Origin of the sequence: Mycetocola zhujimingii (assembly GCF_003065425.1) — a bacterium.
GTDB classification, from domain to species: domain Bacteria; phylum Actinomycetota; class Actinomycetes; order Actinomycetales; family Microbacteriaceae; genus Mycetocola_A; species Mycetocola_A zhujimingii.
This window is the reverse complement of the sequence record NZ_CP026949.1, coordinates 854,072-877,253: the sequence shown is the minus strand read 5'-3', so window position 1 is coordinate 877,253 and position 23,182 is coordinate 854,072. Positions and strand designations below refer to the sequence as shown.

The 23,182-nt window shown below is 65.5% G+C and carries 25 protein-coding genes; 10 read left to right on the top strand and 15 right to left on the bottom strand.

Annotation, left to right across the window (positions count from 1 at the left end; genetic code table 11):
• Positions 1-6 precede the first annotated feature (6 nt).
• From C3E77_RS04045 to C3E77_RS04035, 3 genes are all read right to left on the bottom strand, one after another.
• Positions 7-480, bottom strand: coding sequence for an SIP domain-containing protein (locus tag C3E77_RS04045; protein ID WP_108390454.1), 474 nt, complete (start codon positions 478-480; stop codon positions 7-9).
• Between the two features lie 110 nt (positions 481-590).
• On the bottom strand, positions 591-1,130 hold the full coding sequence (locus C3E77_RS04040; RefSeq protein WP_108390453.1) for a carboxymuconolactone decarboxylase family protein: 540 nt from the start codon (positions 1,128-1,130) through the stop codon (positions 591-593).
• An 81-nt stretch (positions 1,131-1,211) separates the two neighbouring features.
• Positions 1,212-2,645 carry an amidase gene (locus C3E77_RS04035; protein WP_108390452.1) on the bottom strand — a complete coding sequence of 478 codons (1,434 nt, stop codon included), beginning with the start codon at positions 2,643-2,645 and terminating at the stop codon, positions 1,212-1,214.
• Between the two features lie 104 nt (positions 2,646-2,749).
• Here C3E77_RS04035 and C3E77_RS04030 point away from each other — a divergent pair, with 104 nt between their 5' ends.
• Genes C3E77_RS04030 through C3E77_RS04020 form a run of 3 tightly spaced genes read left to right on the top strand, consistent with a single transcriptional unit; the run spans position 2,750 to position 4,838 of the window.
• Positions 2,750-3,112 carry a GntR family transcriptional regulator gene (locus C3E77_RS04030; RefSeq protein ID WP_108390451.1) on the top strand — a complete coding sequence of 121 codons (363 nt, stop codon included), beginning with the start codon at positions 2,750-2,752 and terminating at the stop codon, positions 3,110-3,112.
• A complete protein-coding gene (locus tag C3E77_RS04025; protein WP_108390450.1) occupies positions 3,109-4,023 on the top strand; it encodes an ABC transporter ATP-binding protein in 915 nt (304 codons plus the stop codon). Before C3E77_RS04030 ends, C3E77_RS04025 begins: the two co-directional genes overlap by 4 nt.
• Positions 4,020-4,838, top strand: coding sequence for a hypothetical protein (locus C3E77_RS04020; RefSeq protein WP_234031285.1), 819 nt, complete (start codon positions 4,020-4,022; stop codon positions 4,836-4,838). The genes C3E77_RS04025 and C3E77_RS04020 overlap by 4 nt, the downstream gene beginning before the upstream one ends.
• 690 nt (positions 4,839-5,528) lie before the next feature.
• Here the strand turns inward: C3E77_RS04020 and C3E77_RS04015 are convergent.
• The 5 genes from C3E77_RS04015 to C3E77_RS03995 form a co-directional block, all read right to left on the bottom strand.
• Positions 5,529-5,897 carry a hypothetical protein gene (locus C3E77_RS04015; protein ID WP_108390449.1) on the bottom strand — a complete coding sequence of 123 codons (369 nt, stop codon included), beginning with the start codon at positions 5,895-5,897 and terminating at the stop codon, positions 5,529-5,531.
• A gap of 7 nt (positions 5,898-5,904) precedes the next feature.
• Entirely contained in the window at positions 5,905-6,483 is a 579-nt protein-coding gene (locus C3E77_RS04010; protein ID WP_108390448.1) for a GNAT family N-acetyltransferase, read from the bottom strand.
• 112 nt (positions 6,484-6,595) lie between these two features.
• Positions 6,596-7,300, bottom strand: coding sequence for a uracil-DNA glycosylase (locus C3E77_RS04005; protein ID WP_108390447.1), 705 nt, complete (start codon positions 7,298-7,300; stop codon positions 6,596-6,598).
• Positions 7,297-8,022: a type 1 glutamine amidotransferase family protein gene (locus C3E77_RS04000; RefSeq protein ID WP_108390446.1), complete on the bottom strand. Its 726-nt coding sequence runs from the start codon at positions 8,020-8,022 to the stop codon at positions 7,297-7,299. The genes C3E77_RS04005 and C3E77_RS04000 overlap by 4 nt, the downstream gene beginning before the upstream one ends.
• A 9-nt stretch (positions 8,023-8,031) precedes the next feature.
• A complete protein-coding gene (locus C3E77_RS03995; protein ID WP_108390445.1) occupies positions 8,032-8,547 on the bottom strand; it encodes a phosphoribosyltransferase in 516 nt (171 codons plus the stop codon).
• 56 nt (positions 8,548-8,603) lie between these two features.
• Between C3E77_RS03995 and C3E77_RS03990 the strand changes: the two genes are divergently transcribed.
• A complete protein-coding gene (locus C3E77_RS03990) occupies positions 8,604-9,896 on the top strand; it encodes a GNAT family N-acetyltransferase (protein ID WP_108390444.1) in 1,293 nt (430 codons plus the stop codon).
• On the opposite strand, the gene C3E77_RS03985 is transcribed toward C3E77_RS03990, so the two are convergent.
• Together C3E77_RS03985 and C3E77_RS03980 are read right to left on the bottom strand one after the other, a co-directional pair.
• Positions 9,893-10,639 (bottom strand): phosphotransferase, encoded by a 747-nt coding sequence (locus C3E77_RS03985; protein WP_108390443.1) that lies wholly within the window; start codon positions 10,637-10,639, stop codon positions 9,893-9,895. The genes C3E77_RS03990 and C3E77_RS03985 overlap by 4 nt on opposite strands.
• A gap of 30 nt (positions 10,640-10,669) precedes the next feature.
• Positions 10,670-11,449: an SDR family NAD(P)-dependent oxidoreductase gene (locus C3E77_RS03980; RefSeq protein WP_108390442.1), complete on the bottom strand. Its 780-nt coding sequence runs from the start codon at positions 11,447-11,449 to the stop codon at positions 10,670-10,672.
• Positions 11,450-11,613: 164 nt separating this feature from the next.
• On the opposite strand from C3E77_RS03980, the gene C3E77_RS03975 reads away from it, so the two are divergent.
• The 6 genes from C3E77_RS03975 to C3E77_RS03950 all read left to right on the top strand — a co-directional run bounded on the left by C3E77_RS03975 (position 11,614) and on the right by C3E77_RS03950 (position 18,402).
• On the top strand, positions 11,614-12,936 hold the full coding sequence (locus tag C3E77_RS03975; RefSeq protein ID WP_108393034.1) for a bifunctional o-acetylhomoserine/o-acetylserine sulfhydrylase: 1,323 nt from the start codon (positions 11,614-11,616) through the stop codon (positions 12,934-12,936).
• A gap of 119 nt (positions 12,937-13,055) precedes the next feature.
• Complete coding sequence (locus C3E77_RS03970; RefSeq protein ID WP_108390441.1) at positions 13,056-13,952, top strand: oxygenase MpaB family protein; 897 nt, start codon at positions 13,056-13,058, stop codon at positions 13,950-13,952.
• Positions 13,953-14,014: 62 nt separating this feature from the next.
• Positions 14,015-15,229, top strand: coding sequence for a homoserine O-acetyltransferase MetX (gene metX / locus C3E77_RS03965; protein WP_108390440.1), 1,215 nt, complete (start codon positions 14,015-14,017; stop codon positions 15,227-15,229).
• Between the two features lie 128 nt (positions 15,230-15,357).
• Positions 15,358-16,554, top strand: coding sequence for a sensor histidine kinase (locus C3E77_RS03960; RefSeq protein WP_108390439.1), 1,197 nt, complete (start codon positions 15,358-15,360; stop codon positions 16,552-16,554).
• Positions 16,551-17,726 (top strand): hypothetical protein, encoded by a 1,176-nt coding sequence (locus tag C3E77_RS03955; protein ID WP_108390438.1) that lies wholly within the window; start codon positions 16,551-16,553, stop codon positions 17,724-17,726. Before C3E77_RS03960 ends, C3E77_RS03955 begins: the two co-directional genes overlap by 4 nt.
• A gap of 28 nt (positions 17,727-17,754) precedes the next feature.
• Entirely contained in the window at positions 17,755-18,402 is a 648-nt protein-coding gene (locus tag C3E77_RS03950) for a response regulator transcription factor (protein ID WP_108390437.1), read from the top strand.
• A 62-nt stretch (positions 18,403-18,464) separates the two neighbouring features.
• Here C3E77_RS03950 and C3E77_RS03945 read toward each other — a convergent pair whose 3' ends face one another.
• The 5 genes from C3E77_RS03945 to C3E77_RS03925 are packed head-to-tail and all read right to left on the bottom strand — an operon-like array spanning position 18,465 to position 23,082.
• Complete coding sequence (locus C3E77_RS03945) at positions 18,465-18,779, bottom strand: thiamine-binding protein (protein WP_108390436.1); 315 nt, start codon at positions 18,777-18,779, stop codon at positions 18,465-18,467.
• 17 nt (positions 18,780-18,796) lie between these two features.
• Positions 18,797-20,086 carry a glycosyltransferase 87 family protein gene (locus C3E77_RS03940; protein WP_418288061.1) on the bottom strand — a complete coding sequence of 430 codons (1,290 nt, stop codon included), beginning with the start codon at positions 20,084-20,086 and terminating at the stop codon, positions 18,797-18,799.
• 25 nt (positions 20,087-20,111) lie between these two features.
• Positions 20,112-21,650: a ferredoxin--NADP reductase gene (locus C3E77_RS03935; RefSeq protein ID WP_108390434.1), complete on the bottom strand. Its 1,539-nt coding sequence runs from the start codon at positions 21,648-21,650 to the stop codon at positions 20,112-20,114.
• A gap of 39 nt (positions 21,651-21,689) precedes the next feature.
• On the bottom strand, positions 21,690-22,658 hold the full coding sequence (locus C3E77_RS03930) for an FAD:protein FMN transferase (RefSeq protein ID WP_108390433.1): 969 nt from the start codon (positions 22,656-22,658) through the stop codon (positions 21,690-21,692).
• Entirely contained in the window at positions 22,648-23,082 is a 435-nt protein-coding gene (locus C3E77_RS03925) for an FMN-binding protein (protein WP_108390432.1), read from the bottom strand. Before C3E77_RS03925 ends, C3E77_RS03930 begins: the two co-directional genes overlap by 11 nt.
• Positions 23,083-23,182: the final 100 nt, after the last annotated feature.

Below are 23,182 nucleotides of genomic sequence, written 5' to 3'. Positions count from 1 at the left end.
GGGACGCTAGTGCGAAACGCCCAGACGGTACGCCGGCGGCGTCTGAATCACCTCGGGTGCAACACCCAGAGAGGTCGTGAGGTAATCGTGAGCTTCAGCAACACCGCGATAGTGACCACCGAGCCAAATGTGCGCCTCTTCGGGATCGCTGCACAGCATCTCGCCGGCCCACGCCCGAACAGCCCGCGAAAAGGCCTCACCCTGGGCACAACCGGCACCGGACCCAGGAGCGCCCGAACGACGCGACCGAGGCAACCACGTCACCGTCATGCGCGGCGGAACATCCAGCGAACCGATCTGATCCTCGGATTCGACCTCAACGAACACCCGGCCGGTTGCACACAGCGGAAGAGTCGACAGCACCGCCTCAAGCTCGGGAAGGGACGATTCGTCACCGGCAATCAGGAACTGAACACGGTGTTTGTGGTTCGATTCATTCACCCTGTGACCGGCGTGGTCGATGCGGCGCTGTACTGTCATGTCCCTCTCAGTATAGGCAAGCCTTACCTTAACCACCAGAGAGTGGAGCGGGTCCCCAGCCGGTTCCCAGTGGGCTCCGGCGTGACTGTCGGGCCCTCCGGCCTGACCTCTTACGGAGCGGGTTGGGTTGCGGGCGCTTCGGCGTGATTGTCGGGTGAATCGGGGTGAGCCGCGCCCGCCGATTCGGCAGGCAGCGGATCAACCAGATAGCGACTCGTCACCGCGACCCGGTTGAACGCATTGATCGACACGATCACCCAGGAGAGTGCGGCAAACTCCTTCTCGGAAAACACGGCTCTCGCAGCCTCGTATACCTCGTCCGAGACATGACCATCCGAAATCAGCGTCATCGCTTCGCACAGAGCAAGCGCAGCACGCTCACGCTCCGAATACAGGCCAGCCTCCCGCCAGGCGGGAAGAACGGTGAGCCGTTCGGCCGTCTCACCGAGCGCGAGCGCCTTCTTCGTGTGCACCCGAAGGCAATACGCACAGCCCGTGATTTGGGATGCGCGCATCTGCACGAGCTCTGACAACAGCGGCTCGATCCCGTTGTCCCGAGCGACCTGGCCCACCTCGGTGGACAGCGCCGCCAGCTTCTCATACACAGACGGAAACGTCTTGGAGAGGTGAACCCGCGCAGCTTTAGTCATCTGTCCATCATGATGCAGGATCGCCGCACTGTCACAAATGTCGTGGGCACAAGAGCACGGAGTCGCCAGCGACTCAGGGGCTCAGCGATTCGCGATGGCCGGAGTCCGGTGCTGCCACCGGATCCGGCGCTCCAGCTGCGCCCCGATCGACAGCAGGGTCGCCTCACCGCCCGGGCGTCCGATCAGCTGCACTCCCATCGGAAGCCCCTCGCTGGTCTCCGAGATCGGAAGGGTAATCGCCGGCAACCCCGCGACATTCACGAACGACGTGAATGGCGAGTACTCCACCTGCTGCCAGAAGTTCTCATCAGGATTTTCCAGATCATACGAACCAACGGGCCTCGGCAGCTGACCGAGCGCGGGCGAGATCACGGCATCGAACTGCGAGAACTGCGCAATGACGGAGCGTTCAAAACCGCTCATGATCGACAGCGTCTCCATCACTTCCCTGGCTCCGAGTTGGCGGCCACCGCGCACCAGCTCGGCCGTCACCGGCTCGAGCAGCTCAAGGCTGTCGTCAGCGACCGGGATCGTCGCCGCCGAGATCTGCCACAGCCGCCGGAAGGCATCAGCGTAAACGCCGCCGTGCGAGAGAGCGACCTCTTCCATCCCGTGCCCGATGGACGACAACTGCGCCAGCGCAATGTCGAGGGCCGCGGATGCCTCCGGCGCGATGACGATATCCCGCGCGTCGTCAAACGGGCTGTTTCGAAGCACCCCGATATTGAACCTGCCCTCGCCCCGCACTGCGGCACCGAGCAGGTCACCGTCGTTGTCATCGGGCGCACGCAGGGTGAAGTGGTGATCAATGCGGCCGTTGCGACGCGCGATCATGGCGTCGAGCAGGAGCGCGGCATCCGCGACACTGCGGGCGATAGGCCCTTTAACGGCGAGCCCGCCAACCGAATCGATACCGGAGCCGGCCGGGACGAGCCCGCGAGACGGCTTGATCCCGACCAGACCGCAGGCGGCAGCGGGGATCCGAATAGACCCTCCCCCGTCACTCCCCGGAGCAAACGGCAGAAGCCGGGCAGACACCGCTGCCGCAGCCCCTCCGCTAGAGCCGCCGGCACCGAGCGACAGGTCCCACGGGTTCCGTGCGGGTGGGGCAACGCGGGACTCCGTATAGCCGTACATGCCGAACTCCGGAGTATTCGTCTTGCCAAGACTGATCGCTCCCGCGTCGTCGAGCACCTCGACGATCTCGTCGGATCGGTGCGAGATGGTCCCCGTGAACGCCTGGGAACCAAAGCCGGTTTGCACGCCGCGACGCTGGGTCAGATCTTTATCAGCGGTCGGCAGCCCCCACAGCGGACTGGTCCGTGACACAACAGACTCGAGGTTTTCTGCCCTCCGGATGGCGGCATCCGCTGTCACGGTGACGAAGGCACCCAGGTCGGGATTGAGCCGTTCGATCCGTTCCAGGTAGTGATCCACGAGATCACGCGGCGAGAACTCTCCCCGCTGCAGGGCCAGCCACTGGTCGAGCGCACTCAATTCATGAAGTTCGGTCACCCAACGAGCTTAATCCGCCATTCTTCCCGAAATTGCTTGACAAACGGAAAGAAAGAATGTTGGTTAGTTAGTGAAGTAACTAACCAAGCAACCCCGGAGGCGCCGTGATCGACGAAAGCAAACCAATATTCGTGCAGATCGCGGAACAGATCGAAGACGACATCATCGCCGGCTCCCTCGCTGAGGAGAGCCAGGTGCCGTCGACGAACGAATTCGCCGCGTTCTATCGCATCAACCCAGCAACCGCCGGAAAAGGCGTCAACCGCCTTGTCGACGACGGAATTCTCTACAAAAAGAGAGGCATCGGCATGTTCGTAGCCGAGGGCGCCCGCGCCCGACTTATCCAGGTTCGAAAGGACCGTTTCCGCGATGAATTCGTACGACCACTCATCGCCGAGGCGGCAAAACTCGGGATCGATCCCGACCAGCTCAGCGAAATGATCTCAACGGAAGGCGTCTCAGCATGACTCACACATCAGAATCTCGATCCGGCGCTGTTGTCAGTGTGCGGAACCTCACCAAGCGATTCGGCAAGGTCACCGCGGTGAACAACGTCGACTTCGACATCACGCCCAACACGATCACGGGCCTCCTGGGCCGGAACGGAGCGGGCAAGACCACGATCATGCAGGTACTCACCGGACAGGAGTTCGCGACATCGGGCGATGTGCGCGTGTTCGGGGAGTCTCCCGCCGAGAACGCACGGGTACTGAGCCGTATCTCCTTCATCAAGGAAAGCCAGCGCTACCCGGACGACTTCCAGGCGAAGCACGTGTTCGCGAGCGCGCCATGGTTCTTCGAGAACTGGGATGCCGACTTCGCCGAACAGCTCGTCGAGGAGTTCCGGCTCCCCGTCGACCGCCGCATCAAGAAGCTCTCCCGCGGCCAGCTGTCTGCGGTTGGCGTCATTGTCGGCCTCGCGTCGCGTGCGCCACTGACGTTCTTCGACGAGCCTTACCTGGGGCTGGACGCCGTCGCTCGCCAGCTCTTCTACGACCGGCTTCTCGAGGACTACGCGGAGCACCCCCGCACCGTCGTACTCTCCACCCACCTGATCGATGAGGTGGCACAGCTCCTCGAACACGTCCTCGTGATCGACCAGGGCTCGATCATCATCGACGAAGCCGCTGAGACTCTCCGGGGTTCAGCGACAACCGTCGTCGGCATGCGAGGCGCCGTTGACGCGTTCGTCGCCGACCGCGAGGTTCTCTCCCGCGAGGGAATCGGCGGCCTGGCATCCGTTACCGTCGGCCCGCTCAGTGCCGACGACAGGCGAGAGGCCGCGAGCGCCGGCCTTGAACTCTCCCCTGTCTCTCTCCAACAGCTCATCGTTCGACGCACCAACGTCACCGAGAAGGAATTCGAGATCCAATCATGACAACAGCATCCTCGACGCAAGGAACACCGCGGGCCCCACAGGCGGTCGGCAGCCCTTCGAGCCCGGTGACAGCGGGCAACCCCCAGCCCCTGAAGCGGATCTGGAACGCCGCTCGACTGAATCTCATCAACAAGTGGACGGTGTACTGGATCCCCCTGATGATCCTGACGTTCATCTGGCTGATCAACATGCTGATTTGGTGGATCATCGCAGCGAACACCACAGGCTCCGACCGGCAGGACGCCCTCGACGGAACCCAGTGGAGCGGCGCATCCTTCTACATCTTTGTGTACATGCTCGTCATTGGTGTTGGGGCCATGAACATGACCTTCGCCTACGCCCTCGGACTCAGCCTCACCCGCCGGGAGTTCTACCTCGGCTCGACACTGGCATTCCTCCTGCTCTCGGTGTCGTACGGTGTGATCCTCACCCTGCTCTCCTACGTGGAGGAATGGACGAACGGCTGGGGCTTCGGCGGCCACATGTTCACCTCGGTGTACTTCGGTACGGGTGAGCTCTGGCAGCGGCTCTTCGTATTTACCGTCGCCATGATGTTCTTCGCTTTCATCGGCACGGTGAGCGGAGCGATCTTCATGCGCTGGCGCACGAACGGCCTCCTGGTCGCATCAGCCATCAGCATCATCCTCATCGTCGGCGCCGTCGCTCTGGTCACCCTGACGCAGACCTGGCACCTTGTCGGTGAATGGTTCGTCGCCTCAGGACCACAGGGGGTCGTCGCCTGGTTGCTCGTACCGACGGTGCTCTCGGCGCTCGCGGGTTACTTCATCCTCAGCCGGGCAACCCCGCGCGGGTAAGGGACCGCCCACGTCTGACGCGCCGTGACCGCGGGTGGCAGACGCACACTCAACACAAAGGCCGGTGGGGCAACAGCTCCACCGGCCTTTGTCGTATGAGCCGCGCCGTACCGTCGCTCAACTGTCGCTAATGCATGGTTCCGGCGGCTTGCCGTGCATTCGTGACAGTCGAACCCGCGCGGGGTTCAGTACCGTCGCTCAACTGTCGCAAATGCATGGTTGCCGGGCGGTTGCCGTGCATTCGTGACAGTTGAGCGCGTGCGGGGTTCAGTGCCGTCGTTCAACTGTCGCAAATGCATGGTTGCCGGGCGGATGCCGTGCATCCGTGACAGTTGAGCGCGTGCGGGGTTCGGTGCCGTCGTTCAACTGTCGCAAATGCATGGTTGCCGGGCGGATGCCGTGCATCCGTGACAGTCGAACCCGCGCGGGGTTCAGTACCGTCGCTCAACTGTCGCAAATGCATGGTTGCGGGACGGTTGCCGTGCATCCGTGACAGTCGAACCCGCGCGGGGTTCAGTACCGTCGCTCAACTGTCGCAAATGCATGGTTGCGGGACGGTTGCCGTGCATCCGTGACAGTCGAACCCGCGCGGGGTTCAGTACCGTCGCTCAACTGTCGCAAATGCATGGTTGCGGGACGGTTGCCGTGCATTCGTGACAGTTGAGCGCGGGAGAAGTTCGGTGGTGCGGCTCAGCGTTCGAGCTCGGCGGCCAATCCGGTGAGCAGCGCGCCGAAGGCGGCTGGCGAGTCCGCGAGCACCCTGCGCCCGGCAAGTGGCCCAGCCCAGTGAAGCCTCGGTGCCACATTCAGCACCTCGTGTTCGATGCGAGCACCGTCGTCGGATGCCAGAACCCGGTATTCAGCCCGGTACCACCAGCCGCCCTGCACCGCGACGAAACGCCCAGCACGGTCGACGGCCAGCGTGGATTCGGTGGAACCTTCACGCAACCGTCGCTCGAGAGCCGCGAAGACGGCATCCGGGTCCGCGTGGATCTCACCGGCGTATGCACGAAGCGGCGTACTTCTGGCGGGCCTCTCAAGCGGCGCAGATTCAGTCATCGCGCGCCTACTTCAGCGACTTCTGCAGCAGGACGGTTCCGAGCCAGCGTTCGAACTTGAACCCGACCCGCCCCATCCGGCCGATCTCCACGAACCCGAAGGACTCGTGCAGCGCGATCGAACCCTCAGCACCCTTGTCGCTGATCACGGCGAGAATCTCCTTCAGGCCAGCCTGCTTCGATCGCTCGATCAGTTCGCCGAGCAGTACGCGACCGAGCCCCTTCCCCGTCGACGCAGGGCCCAGATAGATCGAGTTCTCGACGGTGAAGCGGTACGCCCGCTTGTCCTTCCACGGCGACACCAGCGCGTAGCCCAGAATCACACCGTTCGGCGACTCGGCGACGATGAACGGCAGGCCAAGCTTCTGCAGCTGCGCGAACTTCGCCTTCCACTTCGCGAGCGACATCTTGTCTTCGTCGAAGGTCACGACACTGTTGGCGACGTAGTAGTTGTAGATCTCGCGGATGTGCGGCAGATCCTCCGGCCGCGCCTCACGAATCGAGTAACTGAACGGCGTCTCCGGCTCGGGTTTTTTGCGCAGGTGCGGCGGCAATCGGCGTCGGGGCTGGTATTCCTCTTCAAGCACGGTTCAAGAGTAGATGACCGGTGTGTCGATCCCGTTTCGTCTTCCGGAATCGTCGGCGCCGACAGACGATTTTGCGGGCGACGGAGCCTGCCTCACCAGGACGGAGGCTGCCTCACCAGAGGGTGGTCGAGTCCAGTCGCCAGTCGATGGGCTCAGCGCCCTGCTCGACGAGCAGTTCGTTAGCCCGGGAGAACGGCCGTGAGCCGAAGAATCCGCGCGACGCTGAGAGCGGGCTCGGGTGCACGCTCTCGATTCGTGGAGTCGAACCGAGCAGGGGCGCGAGAGCCTGGGCATCCTTTCCCCAGAGGATCGAGACGAGCGGCTTGTCCCTGGCAGCGATGGCACGGATGGCGCACCCGGTCACCGCCTCCCAGCCCTTCCGCCGGTGCGAACCCGCCTCGCCCGGTGACACGGTGAGCACCCGGTTGAGGAGCAGCACGCCGCGATCGGTCCACGGGCTCAGGTCGCCAGACTCCGCCGGCGCGATGCCCAGATCATCGTTCAGCTCGCGGTAGATGTTGACGAGGCTCCGCGGAAGCGGCCTGACGTGGGGATCCGCAGCGAACGACAGGCCGATCGGATGCCCCGGGGTCGGATACGGATCCTGTCCGACGAGGAGCACCCGGATGCCGTCGAGCGGCGACCGAAACGCGCGCAGCACATTCTCCGGTGCCGGCAGAAAACCCCTGCCAGACGCCGTCTCAGCGTCGAGGAACTCGGAGAGGGCAGACAACTCGGGCTGCACCGGCTCGAGCGCGCTCGCCCAGCCCCGATCGATCAGACCCTGGGCGGCGAGCTCTGTGAGGGTGAAATTCATCCCGCGGCGAGTGAGGAGACGCGGACACCACCGTCGGTGGACAGGACCTGCCACACGCTGCCGGCACCGACGACGCGAAGAGCGCCCTCGCCGACCACAAAGGCTGTGTTCTCGTCGATCGCGACGCCGCCGTCGACGAGGCCCGCTTCGGTTGCCGCGATAAGGCGCGACAGGTTGCCCCACTGCACGGCGTGCACGTCGACCGAGATGTCGAGGAGGCCGATGCCGTTCTCAACGGTGACCTCATCCAGGTGCTCCGAACCTGCCTCGGGGCTGACCTCGACGCCGCCGATCCGCCAGCCACCGACGAGAGCGCGCTCTGATGCGATCGAGGCTCCGGCGGAGAATCCGAGGTACGGAACGCCGGACGCCACGAGCCGCCTGATTTCGCCAAAGATCGGCGTGAGGCTCGCGAGGTAGGCGGGCGTCAACCCGCCGCCGACGATAATTCCGTGCACGCCGGCGAGCGAAGCGGGCGTCGCGGTCTCGCCGAACGCGAGTGAGGTGACCACAGGTTCGAACGCCCCGGCTGCTGACGCGGCATCGACCAGCTTCGCCGCGTGTGCATCACCGTCTTCATCGCGAACCACGATCACGGCGATGCGCGGCGCGCCATCGAACGACTCGGACTCTGCGCGTTCAGCAGCCTCCGCAACGAACAGGTCATAGACCGCAGGACTCTTCGATTCGGACCAACCGCCGCCAACCAGGTGCACACTCATACGTCGAGCCTACGGGGCGTCAGCGGTCACCGGTGGCAACGCGGACCACGGGAAGGTGATCCACCTGTCGGTCCTGCGCCAGACGAAGTCGGGTTCGAGGACCGTCCTCGGCTTGGAGTAGAGGGTTACCGTGCGCACCGTCGCGCCGTGGCCACGCAACAGGTCGACGACCATCGCGAGCGTGCGACCGGAGTCGGAGACGTCATCGACGAGCAGCACGTTCCGACCGAGGAGCGCTGGAGCGTCGAGAAGCGGCGGCAGGAGCACGGGTTCAGGCAGCCGCTCGTCGACACCCGTGTAGAACTCGACGTTGATGCTGCCGCAGTTCTTGGTGCCGAGCGCGTACGAGATCGACCCGGCCAGGAGCAGGCCACCGCGCGCGATGGCAACGACGATATCGGCGGTGAAACCCGAGGCGAGAACAGTCTTCGCCAGTTCGCGTGAGGCCGAACCGAACTCGTCCCAGCTGAGGACCTCGCGGTCGGGAACAGGGGCTGGGGAGCTGGTCTCGGCCGCAGGTGTCATGGGTTCACGGTACCCCTCAGGAACTCCCCCTCAGAACACCGAGGTACGGTTAAGCAGTGAGCAAACACGAGAAGGAATACGAACTCCACGTCTTCGGCGCGGCCGCACCGACCGACGACAACTTCCCCGAGACGGTCGGTTGGATCCAGGTCGAGAACCAGGCATTCCACTACCCGCGCATGACCGACGAGGCCGTCGCCAGGGCAGCCGTCCGCCTGAGGAAAGACAATCAGGTCCTCACCGGTGCCTACCCGGTCACGCGCCGCGCGTCCTCACTGCCGCCCGAATACCCCGTCGCCACCTTCGCCTCGTTTGAGAAGACCGTCAACGTCGGCGGCGGCCGCCTCGTGCCCACTCACCTGATTTCGTCAGTGACCGTGCGTCCGACCCACCGCCGCAAGGGCCTCCTCCGCCGCATGATGACGGACAGCCTCACCCGCGCCCACGAAGCGGGAATGGCGATTGCCGCACTGACGGCAACCGAAGCCACGATCTACCGAAGGTTCGGGTTCGGCCCCGCCACCTGGGCCAACAACATCTCCGTCGCCACCGACGCGCGCTTCCGGCTGCACACGACACCGACCGGAACCGCCGAGTGGGTCGATGCCCGCGATCTGATCGACATCGCTCCCGCCGTGTTCGACCGGTTCCACGCCAGCCAGACCGGCTCCGTCAGCAGGCACGCCGGCATCTGGGGTCGGATTTCGGGACAGGCCGACGAGGCGAAGGACGAAGACCGCGCGATCCGCGCGGCGCTGCACTACGACACCGATGGCGAGATCGACGGTTACGTCTCCTACCGGTTCGGCGGCAAGGGAACAGAAGCGCGGTCTGTCGAGGTCCTCGACCTCGTCGCGGCCGACGACAACGCTTACCTGGGCCTCTGGTACTACCTCGCGTCGATCGAACTGTGCGACTCGGTGACCTGGCGCGCTGGTCGGCTCGATGACCCACTGTCCTGGGCGCTCGTCGACCCGAGGGCGATCACCGTCACCGCTGCCGAGGACTGGGTCTGGCTGCGTATCCTCGACCCGATCACCGCGCTCGAGGCGCGCCCGTACGTCGCCGACGGTGACATCGTCCTCCGCGTCACCGATGACCTCGGCTTCGCCGACGGCGTTTTCCGGATCTCGGTAACGGATGCCACCGCGCGGGTGGAACGCGACGATTCCGCAACTCCCGACGTCGAGCTCGACGCGTGGGTGCTCAGCTCGCTCTATCTCGGCGGCGCCGATCCCGTTGTGCTTCGCGCAGCAGGACAGCTCATCGAGCACACCGATGGCGCGGCTCGGCGACTCAAGGCTCTTCTCGCCTCAGACGGCCCGGTCTACGGAATCACGCACTTCTAGGCGGACGCGCGGAGAACCGACGCCAGGTATTCGGCGTCACGGTCGTAGGCGAGAGCCTCCGACCTGAGCTCCGGTTTGAACAGCTCCTCCGCTTTGTCCCGCGACAGCTCGGCCAGGTCCCACAACCGCGTCGCCGCAACGCGCACAAGATCGCGCCAGCTGGCATCCGACCCATACGCCTCCAGGATCAGTTCGACACGTCGCCTGGCGTCGTCGGGACCGGGCGCGCCAACGGGCGGATGCCGGGTGAGCGGGCAGGCGCGGGTGGCGAAATAGGCCAGGTCCCAGAGCCTGGGGCCCGGCGAGGCCTGGTCGAAGTCGATGGCACCGACGATGGAACCGTCGGTGGCGAAGGCGAGGTTGTGCGGCGCGAAGTCGTTGTGACAGATCACCTCTGACGGAATCTTCGTCGGCGACTGCCAGATCGCTGTGTCGACGGCGAACCCGATCGAGGCGTCGTGCAGTTGCCTGAGCTTCTTCGCGCCGTCGATGAGCACCGCATCGTCCCAGATCCAGCTGGGAAGCGGATAGACCGGCACATCCCCGTGGATGAAGCTCAGCACCTCGTGGTCGTCGTCGCACCGGATCGGCTGCGGGGCCCAGTCGATGCCGTTGCGCTCAAGGTACCGAAGGTACCGGTGCACCGTCGGCGTCCACGGCCCTGCCGTTCGCCGGACCGCGTTCCCGATTCTGGTGACGGCGTTCATGTTTCCGCCGGTGAGCGGGCCGTCGGTATTGGTCATGCCGAAGAACCTACACGCGAGTCAGGCCGTTCAGCTCCGCTTCATCGCGAGTTGGCCACGGATCACCTTGTGCGGGGCCGCCTGGGCGACCGGCTTCACGACGATCGAGTCGATGTTGACGCGCGCGGGCAGTTCGACGGCGTGCACGATGGCCTCGGCGATGTCGTCGGCAACGAGCGGGTCTGGCACGTCGTCGTAGACCGCATCGGCGCGGGCCTGGTCGCCGCCGAATCGCACGAGCGAGAATTCCTCGGTGTGCACCATTCCCGGCGCTACGTCGATGACACGAATCGGCTCACCGGCCAGTTCGAGCCTGAGCACGGCGAAGAGCGCCCGCTCGGCGAACTTGGCAGCGTTGTATCCCCCGCCTCCCTCGTAGGCGATCGAACCGGCGATCGATGTGACGCCGACGAGCGATGCGGCATCCGGTGCATCGACCGTGTCGCGGAGAACCGGAAGCAGCGCGGAGATCACACGTTTGGTCCCGAGCACGTTGACGTCGAACATCCTCGCCCAGTCGTCGGGGTCGCTCGCCTCGACCGAGTCCATGCCGAAAGCACCGCCGGCGTTGCAGACCAGGACATCAGCACCACCGGATGCTGCGACCTCGTCCCGCAGGCGGTCGACGTCGGCCTGGACTGTGACGTCGGCGACAACGACGTGCGCACCGGTTTCTGCGGCGAGCGCTTCGAGCCGGTCACGGCGGCGGGCGACGCCGACGACCTCCCAGCCGCGGCTCGCGAACAGGCGAACTGTCGCCTCGCCGATTCCTGAACTTGCCCCTGTCACGACCGCGCGTCTTCTCGTCATTGCTCCAGAGTAGCGGCGGGTCCACGCGAGATCGGATCCGCCCGGCAGACCCGATTACGCCATGTTGCGGTGGGATTGTGTGCCCGCTCTCACGGTGCTTAGTCTCGAGTGAGGGCCCAGCGCCCCAGCCTGTGTCCCGCAACCTCACCCGAAAAGAGCTCATCATGGCCGATTCAGCTTCCTGGCAGTTCGAAACCAAGCAGATTCACTCGGGTGCCGCGCCCGACCCGACGACGAAGGCTCGCGCGACGCCGATCTACCAGACCACGAGCTATGTCTTCGACAGCGCAGACCACGCCAAGAACCTCTTCGCCCTCGCCGAGTTCGGCAACATCTACACGCGGATCCAGAACCCGACGCAGGCCGTCGTTGAGGAGCGGGTCGCCGCTCTCGAAGGGGGCAGCGGGGCCCTCCTCCTCGCGTCTGGCCAGGCCGCGTCGACAGCCTCGATCCTCAACATTGCCCAGGCGGGCGATCACATCGTGTCGTCATCGTCGATCTACGGCGGTACGTACAACCTGTTCAAGTACACGCTCGCGAAGCTCGGCATCGAGACGACCTTTGTCGAGGACCAGGATGACGCCGACGAGTGGCACCGCGCCATCCGCCCGAACACGAAGCTGTTCTTCGCCGAGACGATCGGCAACCCACGCATCAACATCCTCGATATCGCGCTGGTGTCGAGCATCGCGCACGAGGCAGGCATCCCGCTCATCGTCGACAACACGATCGCGACGCCGTACCTCATCCGGCCGTTCGAGCACGGCGCCGACATCATCGTGCACTCCGCGACGAAGTTCCTCGGTGGCCACGGCACGGTTATCGGCGGCGTGATCGTCGATGGCGGCACATTCGAGTGGTCGAAAAACGTGGAGAAGTTCCCCGGCCTCACCGAGCCGGACCCGTCGTACCACGGCGCAAGCTACACGACGGCTGTCGGTGATGGCCTCGCGTACATCATCAAGGCGCGCGTACAGCTGCTCCGCGATCTCGGTGCTGCGATCGCCCCGGCGAGCGCCTGGCAGCTCATCCAGGGCATCGAAACCCTGTCCCTCCGGATCGAGCGTCACGTACAGAACGCGCAGGAAATCGCTGAGTGGCTCGACAGCCACCCGGACATCGCGAGCGTGAACTACTCGGGACTGCCATCGAGCCCCTGGTACGCGGCGGCGAACAAGTACGCACCGAAGGGCGTCGGGGCTGTCTTGAGCTTCGAACTCAAGGGCGGCGTCGACGCCGGAAGTGAGCTCGTCAACACGCTGAGCCTGTTCTCCCACCTCGCCAACATCGGTGACGTCCGCTCGCTCGTGATCCACCCGGCGTCGACGACCCACTCCCAGCTCACCCCTGAGCAGCAGCTCACCACCGGGGTCACGCCTGGCCTCGTGCGCCTCTCGGTCGGGCTGGAGAACGTTGCCGACCTCAAGGCAGACCTTGAGCAAGGGCTGGCCGCTGCCCGCAAGGTCGTGGAGGCCGCGCGGGCGTAGCCCGGTCAGAGTTCCTTAATCGGATGCTGGGGCGCCGAACGGTCGCCGAAACTGTCGCCGGAACTGTCGGCGATCCGAACGGTCGGCGCACTCCCAGCGCCCGGAGCTATCCTCGCCCGATGACGAGGCTGGCCGACGCATGGAAGTCGCATCTCCTGAGCACACTGTCCGGCTCGAGTGAGGGGCGACCCGCCTGGGTCGAGCGACTCGAGGACGGCGGTGACGCCGGCTTCTTCGGTCCGGGCTCCGCCTCGTGGGCGGTGCACGGTGAACTGCCGACGATGGTCGCCGGCATCCGATCGCTCCTGATGCAGGCGCTCCATCCGGGCGCGCTCGCCGGCGTCCATGACTGGTCGAGGTACCGGGAAGACCCGCTCGGTCGTTTGTCGGGGACCATTCGCTGGCTGATGACCGTCACCTTCGCCGATACGGCCACCGCTGTGGCGGAGTCGCAGCGCGTCGGCCGGTTCCACGAACGCGTCACGGGAACATACCTCGACGCGAACGGCGACGAGCGCGAGTACGCGGCCGGCGATCCGGAACTCCTCGACTGGGTGCACTCGGTCTTCACCGACTCGTTCCTCGCCTGCCAGCTTCTCTGGGGGTCACCGATTCCCGGCGGCGCCGACGCGTATGTGAGCGAGTGGGCGAAGGCCGGTGAGCTCATCGGCGTCGAACAGCCGCCCCGATCGGCCGCAGCGCTCAAGGAACACCTGCACTCCGTGTATGCGGCTGGAACCCTCAAACACGACGAGCGAGTGGCAGAGATCGTGCACTTCATCCGCAATCCTCCGCTGTCACGAGGGGTCCTTCCGGCCTACCGCGTGCTCTTCGCAGGCGCGGTTGCATCGATCCCCCGCGAATATCGCGAGCTCCTCGGCCTGGGTCGACCGCTGTTCCCCGCCGTCACGACCACCCGGGTGGTTCTCGGTGGCGTCCGACGCATTCTCGGCCGTCGGTCGACATCCGAGGACGCAGCGCTCCGCAGAATCGCGCGAATCTCGGCATCCGTCTGAGCGAAACAGGCCGAAGTCGTAACACGACGGCAGCCCGGACCCCGGTTGGGCACAATGGACGCATGGACTGGCAGACACCCGAAGACACGGTCCCGTCGCGCTTCATCACCGAGGCGGACACCAGGCACGTGCTCGGTAAGCCACCGGCAACGGGAGCGTGGCGGGATGGGGACCCGCGTGGGTTCCGGCTGTTCGCCGACCTGGGTCCGCTCGAGTTCGAGAGTGGACAGAGCCTGCCGCACGTCCGCATCGCCTTCGAGACCCGGGGCACCCTCTCCCCCGAGAGGGACAATGCGATCCTGATCGCCCACGCGCTCACCGGAGACAGCCATGTCATGGGCCCAGCCGCTCCCGGCCACCCCACGGCGGGCTGGTGGCAGGAGATCGTCGGGCCGGGACTCGCGATCGACACCGACGTCTGGTTCGTCGTCACCCCGAACATGCTCGGTGGCTGCCAGGGCTCGACCGGGCCCGCGTCCTTCTCGCCCGACGGGTTCGAATGGGCGTCACGTTTTCCGTTCACCACGATCCGCGATCAGGTCAGCGCACAGGTCGCCCTCGCCGACGCGCTCGGCATCGGGACCTGGGCTGCGGTCATCGGCGGGTCGATGGGCGGAATGCACGCGCTGGAATGGGCCGTCGGCTTTCCCGACCGGGTCGGTCGTCTCGCGGTCCTCGCGGCACCTCCCATGACCACGGCAGACCAGATCGCGCTCAACTCGGTGCAGATCGAGGCGATCAGGACGGATCCCCTGTTTGCAGGGGGAGACTTCTACGACGCGCGCGACGGTGAGGGCCCACATCGGGGGCTCGCCCTCGCGCGGCGGATGGCGCTGCTCAACTACCGCAGCCCGACCGAACTCAACGACAGGTTCGAGCGCAGCTGGCAATCCCCCATCAGCCCCCTCGGTGACGGCGGCAAGTACGCGGTCGAGTCGTACATCGACTTCCACGGCAACAAGTTCACTCGCCGCTTCGACGCCAACAGCTACATCACGCTCGTGGAAGCGATGAACTCCCACGATGTCGGTCGCGACCGCGACGGAATCGAGGCCGCCCTCGGTCGGGTACGTGCACCCACTCTCGTGCTTGGGATCGATTCAGACCGGTTATTCCCCGTCGAAGGGCAGGAACGCATTGCCGCAGGCATCCGCACGGGTATCGACGGAAACTCTCCCGCGGTCATCGAATCCGAATACGGGCACGACGGGTTCCTGATCGAGCACGTCGCCGTGAGCTTTCACCTCTCGCGGCTGCTGAATTCGCCAGCCGCCTGAGAGGCATAAACCGGCCGCGTCGTCGGTCGGGAGTATCCGGGGGGCAATATACTGCCGAGCATGGTTGGCACCCTTGATGAAGCGCAATCGACCCTCTTGCGCCCGTTCGGTGCACAACCGGGCGAAGGATGAGCCCGAAACGACTGAGCGCCGAAGAGCGGGACCGCTTCAGCTGGCAGCTCGCACGACTGCTCTACCGCACCACCCGGCTCTTCGGTCTCACGGGAACCGCGACCGCTCTGATCTGCCTGTCCCTGCCCGGCGCCATGGAGTTTACGAGCTACCTCACCTGTGTGGTCCTTCTCGCTGTCCTGGCCGTGGCGCAAACCGTGATGACCTACCGGCCCGACCCGCTGTGGATGATCCTCACCTACAGCATCGGGCTGTCGACCATCGCCGCGATCTACATCCCCGCCGGCGGCCAGCTGAACATGGGAACGGGCAGCGCCATCTCAGCTCTCGGCGCATGGGGAATCGGGTCGATGGCCACGATCCTCGTTTCCACCTGGGGGCAACTCGTCTGCCTTGCGCTCGCGTTCCTCAGCACGATCGGAACCATCCTCGCCCTCAGCACCGGAATCAATCCGCGCACTCTCCCCCTTCTCGTCTTCATCTCCGTCGGCTGGGGTGTGTCGACGATGTTCGGCCTCTGGCTCAGGTCCAGTTTCCCTCGCATCATGGCGCGCGTCGCGAGCATCGGCCGAGCGCACAACGTTGAGCGCCGGGCCACCGAGACGGAAACCCAGCGGCACAGGGACGCGAGGTTGCTGCACGACACGGTGCTCGCAACGCTCACGCTGCTCGCTCACTCCGGCGTCGGAGTCGCTCCGGAAGCCCTGCGGGCCCAGGCTGAGTCCGACGGCGCACTGCTCACGAGACTGCGCCTCGGCGAATCCCCGCAGCCCAAGTCCAGTGGCGAGTACACCCTGACCAACACCGCCGAACTCGCACTCGGAGGCACCCTCGAAGCGCTCAAGAGGCGGTTCGGCTCAATGGGACTCGACATCAACTGGCACGGCTCCGGGCAGCTTGGTCTGCCCGGCGGCAAACTCGAGGCATTCGTCCTCGCACTCAGTGAGTGTCTCGAGAACGTGCGCAGGCACTCGGGACAGACGGTCGCCCACGTCACCCTCAGCGATGACGGTGAGGTTGTCCGCGGTGTTGTGACGGATGCCGGTGTCGGCTTCGACCCGCAGGCCGTCGAAGACGGCAGGCTCGGCTTCGCCGAATCCGTGGTCGCTCGGGTGCGTGACGCGGGCGGCAGCGTGCGCGTTTTCAGCGCTCCCGACGCCGGAACGACGGTCGTACTGGAGGTTCCCAAGTGACCAGAACTGCCCGCAGACCGAACCGAACCGCTGCGGCGCGCGCCTCACTCGGAACCCACCAGCTCGGCACGGGGCTCGCGGTCGGCGGAGCGATGATCATCCTCAGCTGCCTGTGGCGCTTCTCGCTCCACCTGGGTCAGTACCCGAACCTGCACATGAACGTCGCTGCCTGGCTGCTCCTGATCGGAGCGTCTGTCGCGACCATCATCGTGGTGCGCGCGAACGGGTTCATCCTCGGCAATATCGCCTTCGTCATGCTCACGATCGCGCTGGCGGCCGTCGTGGTTCTCGATCTCGCTGCTGTATGGGGTCTCAGCGACCGCGGGCTCTTTCCCACAGCTGCCATCGCCGTCGGCGGTGTGCTTCTCGGGATCGCCAGCATCCGTCCGGTTCGGGATCTGATCATCGTGATCTCCGCGCTCGCCGTTGCGCTCGCGGTGAACTATGCCCTGAATCCCGGTCCGGACACCCTCGCTCTCGGCACCGACGTCCTGCTCTGGACCCTCGCGATCATGCCGCCACTCATCGGCGCGGCGATCGTGGGCTCCTATCGGCGAATGGTCATGATGACCCTGGATCGCGTCCTCATCCAGTCGACGGTCACCGCCCCGGCGTTCGGCGTGAGCATGCTCGAATCGGCGGAACTCGCGTCCATCGACCTTGAGATCGAGCGCCTCTTCGACGACATCGCGAGCGGCCGGGAGCCGCTCCCTCTCGAGGACGAGCGTGCGGACCGCGCCGGTGCGCTCGCCACCGAACTGCGTCTCCACCTCATCGCTGGCAGGCGACACACCTGGTTGCACCACGCCATCAGCGAGTCGGATTTCCTTTCGGGGACCGTCGATCTCCGCGACCCTGACTCACTCGCCGGGTTGCTGAACCAGCGCCAGCGAGACGGGCTGTTGTCCGCGCTGTGGCTGCTCATGTACGGTGAACAACGCGCGACGAGGGACGCGATAGTGTCCCTCGGTCCCGCTGCGGTCCAGGTCAAGGACCGCTCGGGCGGCATCCGCTTTCCCATCCGCATTGAGGCCAAGGGAATGCGACGCGTTGACGTGGAACCTGCCACCTGGCAGCATCTGGGCCGCGCAGGACGGTATGTTGATAGCACTACGCCCGGCGCACTGATAGTTGTTATCGAGTGCACCGTGGACAATCCGATTGACCACTAGGTTGTCGGATGCACAGAGGGGGAGACACATGAGCAGTGCAGAGGCACCCATTCGGCTTGCGATCGTCGATGATCACAAAATGCTTCTTGGAGCGTTGACCGAATGGATTCGCGGCGCGGCGGACGACATCACCATGGTCGCCGCTGTCCCTACCTGGCCGGAGCTGCTCACCCACCCCGAGTTCCCCGTCGACGTCGTTCTGCTCGACCTCGACCTCAAAGACAACATCCCCGTATCGCTCAAGCTCTCGACGCTCAAGACGACGGGCGTGAAGACCGTTCTGATGAGCACGTACTCCGATCCCGCTGTCGTCCGTGAGGCGCTCGCATCCGGCGCGCTCGGCTACCTCGTGAAGACGGAAGACCCGTCGATGATCGTCGAGGCGATCCGGTCAGCGATGATCGGTGAGTCGTTCATCTCACACGAACTCGACATCGCGCTCAACGCCAACAAGAGCGGATCCCCCAAGCTCAGCGCCCAGGAACGGCGGGTCATGGCCCTCTACGCCGCGGGCGAGCCGGTCAAGAGCGTCGCATACGAGCTCGGTATTTCTGAGGAGACGGCGAAGAGCTACCTCAAGCGCATTCGCGAGAAGTACCGCGCATCCGGCTTCGACGTCGGCACGAAGGTTGCGCTGCGCAAGCGCGCGATCCTCGACGGCATCATCCTCGACTAGCAGCGCACGACCCGCTGCAGCGGGTCATTTCTGGTGCCAGGCCCCGAGGCCGGGTGGCCGGGTCACTCCGACGGGTTTTCCTCGAGTGCGCGTTCCAGCCGCTCGACCTTGCCGGTGAGCTCGCCGGTGTGTCCTGGCCGGATATCGGCCTTCAGCACGAGTGACACGCGCGGACCGAACCGTGCAACGGCATCCGTTGCGCGCTTGATCACGTCGAAGACCTCGTCCCACTCCCCCTCGATCGTCGTGAACATCGAGTCAGTGGAGTTGGGCAGCCCGGACTCCCGTACGATCCTGACCGCGGCGGCAACGGCATCGTGCACCGACGCATCGGGGTTGGTGCCGCCTGACGGTGCGACGCTGAAGGCGACGAGCATGGCTACTCCCTGGCGGTTCAGTGGTGTGCAGTCCCGGACCGGGACTGGGTCTCCATGCTAACTCCGGCGGTGGGGCCCGAGACAGCCCTTGAGCCCGATGCGCGTCGACCGGCCTGCGCAACAGCCACAATCGCCCAGCCGAGCAGAACCGCATAGCCGAGATTTCGGACCGTGAGAATCGCGACCAGAACCGGGTCAGCCCGAAGCAAATGCCCGTAAAGGTAGGGGTACACCAGATGGGTCAGGACAGCGATGGCCAGAGCGATGACCGCCGGCACCAGGTAGCGGCGCCCCCGCCAGACGACACCCAGGACGACGGGCGCGACCAGCCACGTCACGAACTGCGGAGACCCCACCTTGTTGACGAGCATGAGCGTGACGACGAGGGCGAGTGCGAGCGGCGGCAGAACCTGGACCACGGGGGCTCCCCGCCTGACCGCCACGAGACCAATGAGCGCCACACCTGCAGCCGCGACGGCGCTCACGGGCGTCAGAATCGCTGCGACAGTGTCGACGTTGGGGCCCTGCACCTGGAAGGTGAGAATCTCGGTGCTGTAGTAGATGGCGCTCGACCCTGAGCCCAATGCCGCGAGCCAGAGGTACCAGGATGCGGCCGGCGCTTCGATCTGCAAGCCACGGTCGGCCTGTTCCCCGACGAAACCGAAGAGAAACTCTGACCCGCCGGCAGCGGTAACGATGAGCGCGATGACCGCGCTCGTGACCAGCCCGGCGACGACGATGTCCCACCGGCGGCGCGACGCGATCACGATGGCGGCAATGATCGCTGCCGGCCACACCTTGATCCAGGTGGCGAGCGCAAGCAGGGTGCCGGCCAGCCGCGGATGCTTCGCCACAACCAGGAGCGCGACGATCGCGAGCGGCACGGTGATCGAGTCGATGCGAGCGAGGGAGATCGGTCCGAGTGCAGCGGTGAACGCGATCCACCACCACGCTGCGGCGACCCGACGCGGCGAGCGATGCCGCCCGAGCAGGACGGCGAGAGCCGCGGCATTGAGCACGGTCACGAGGAGAAGCCACGTGAGGCCATAGTTCTCCGGGCCGGCTGCCATGGCCGCAAAGAGCGGCAGGAGCGCCGCAGCGGGATACACCCATCGCCCGTCGATTCCCGGAATTCCATCTCCGGCGAGCGCCTGCTCGATCCAGCGCTGGTACACGAGGGTCACATCGCCGAGCGGGAGTCCGATCGCGTATGCGCCGATACCGGTGCCGGGCATGCCGAGGCAGATCCAGCCGAGGGTGACATGCACGAGGACAAACGCGCCCCATACCCCGATCGACCTGCTCACCGCACTCATCCTAGGCCGCGGTGAGCTAGTACCCCAAGAAGTAATCCTTGTGGATCTGTCGCACGCCGATGGCGCGGAGGATCGGCCGGATGTCGTCGACGAACGCGGGCGGCCCCGACACCCATGCCTCCCGCGAGCCGGCGTCGGGAACGGCGGCGGCAAGACGGTCACGATCGAGGCGGCCGGACCCGAGGTAGCTGACCCCGTCCGCCAGGCGCTCTGGCTGCTCCGGTGCGAGAATCAGGACACGAACGCCAGACAGGTCGAGTCCGTCGAGCACAGCCAGCTCAGCGGCATCCGCGACGGTGTACACGAGCACCATGTCGCGAGCGCTCCCGCCGACAGCGGCGAGCTGGCTGAGGAACGGTGTGACCCCGATACCGGCGCCGACGAGCAGCACCGGTCGCGAGGTATCCCGCGGCAACAGGAAGTCGCCCCAGATTCCCGTCGCCCGCACGCGCTCGCCGGGTTCGAGGGTGCCGAGCGCGGCCTTGAAACTGCTCGCGCTGTCCCGGTACGCGATCGACAGCTCGCCGGATGCCGGTGGCGACGCAATGCTGAACATCCTCCGCTGCCCTCGCGCATCGGCACGGCGGTGCGGCACCTGCAACTCGAGGTACTGGCCTGGCTCAAACCTCACCGGCGCACTCGGCCGGAACGTCATCTCGACAATCGACGGTCCGATCCGACGACGTGACAACACCTCGAGGCGGATGCCACGGCGCTGGGTCGCGACGAATGCGAGGAGGTTACCGACGACGAGCGCGAGTTCAGGCGTCGAGTAGAGGGGTCCGATTGAATACGGCAGGGCGAACAGCACTCCGACCACCGCCGCCTCCGCGAGCTGCTGCCAGCGCTTCGGCGGGAGGGTCAGGGGTTCGCTCAGCATGAACCCGGCGAGAAACACGACCGGATACGAGGTGAACGGCGTGAGGAGCGCCGCACCGATCGACATGCCACCCGCGACCAGTCCAGCGGCGATGACGGTAACGCTCACCCCGACGAAGACGCCGGCCATCGCCAGGCGACGCGTGCGATACAGCACGAGGAACGCGCCGACGAGTACGACCGGGAGGAGCACCTGGCTTCCCGCCCACCACCACGACACGCCGAGTCCGGTTACCCCGACGACCACGGCACCGAAAGCGGCCGGATTGAAAATGTGCCTGCCCCTCACGGCGAGGAGATACTTCGACAGCGTGGCGGCGAGGGCCGCGGCCGCAGTGGCGATGAGCTCACCGGGTTCGGTACTCGGGCGGAAAATGAAAAACAGCAGGAGGCCGGTAATGAGCGCCGACTCTCCGTGCGGAACCACCCGGAACAGCCGGGCAACCCCGGCATTGGACAGGTAACTGACACCGACGGCGACGAGGAGCCCGCACAGCAGTTCAAGCGGCGTGAAGAAGAGCAGTCCGGTCGCGCTCAGCAACATGCTCACCCCGGCCAGCAGGAGAAGGAGCACAAGGACCTGCCGGTAGGTCGTGACGCGACCGAGCGCGGTATCGAACGCTCCCCGCAGTGAAACAGCTCGCGTTGGCACAATTCTCACCGGTACATCTCTCATCGGGACACCTCTCGTCGCACAATTTTCATCGCACACACCTCATCGGAACAGTTCGGCGGAGAACCCCGGGGAGTACTCAACCGATCCGTCGGTGAACATACGGAGGCCCTCGATACCGCGGCCCGCGATATCGGCCCCTGCGATGCCCGAGCCTCCGGCCCCCAGGGAAGCACGCAGCGCGACAGGACCCGTGAAGAACAACGCCGTCGCCGCACCGTCAGCCGTGGCCGCATCGTCGGCGGTGGCCCAGGTCGCAACCACCTCACGCACCGGTTCGCCGGTGCGACCATCGATCACGTGGTGCAGTCCGTTGCCCCATGCCCTCCGGTTCGTTGCCGACGCGGCCAACGCTCCCCCGGCAAAGCTCAGCACTCCGATCGCGAGTTCCGGGTCGAATGGGTGCTCGAGTGCGATCCGGATCGGCGGGCCGCTGTGCAGCAGGTCGCCGGACGCATCGACAGTGAACGAGGTATGCCCATCGGCCAGGAGAAGCTCGGACACGCGGTCGACGAGATAGCCCTTGCCCGCGGCGCCGACGTCGATCGACACGGGACGGCTCACGGTGAGCACCGTGCCGTTCAGTGCGGCGACGTCCTCCACCGCCGGCGCCGGTGCCGGAATACCGCTCTGGCGGAAGGAATACGACGCGTCGTAGCCGAGCGCGACAAGCGCGTCGCCGACCAGCGGCGAGACGCCGCCACCTGATGCTTCGCCGAGGCGCCGGTACAGGCTGAAGAGGGCGGGAGCATCCGGCCCCAGATCCCGGCTTCCGCCGACAGCGGCGATTTCCGTCACTGTCGAGTCAGCTCGGAATCGTGACCAGACGCTGTCGAACTCGTCGATGCGCCTCGCAATCCCCGTGAGCAGACCAGGCGTGATCGGCCGTTCCGAGTCGATCTGCCAGCGCGTGCCTATCGCGTCGAATGCGACAGAACCCGGTGTTCTGACGAAGCGGATGCCCGCGACGGAAACACCAGCGGCCACGAGCTCATCAGGCTCAGTCGGCATCGCCCTTGATCTCATCGATTGCCGCGTTGAATCCGCCGCTGGTCAGCGACGAGCCGGCGACCTTGGAGACCTTCAACTCGTCGATGCGCTGGCCAACGACGATGTCCGAGATGTTGTCGATGAACTCGCCCTGGAACTTCTTGCCGTTCGGAGTGTTTCCGCTCCCCGTGACGTCGAGTGCGGTCACGACGCTGTCCTCGAGCGAGAGCGTCACGGTGACCGTCTCCTCACCACCCGGTGAGGTGTAATCCCCCGTCGCCGTGTACTCGCCGTCGGTGTATTCCGCGCCGGACTCCGGCGCCGACGGAGTGTTGCCGTCGTCATTCGCTGCCTGGCCGGCCGGTGCTGAGCACCCGGCCAGTCCGCCGATGACAGCGAGTCCCGCCAGGGCTGCCGCTGTCCGTGATCTGGTGCTTGTCTGCATGGCTGATTCCGTTCTCGCGGTTGTCCAATTAGTTGAAGCTGAAACTAATGTTAGCGAGAAGCGGCGGAATTCCAACCATCGCGAGGCTGGGACGTCCCTG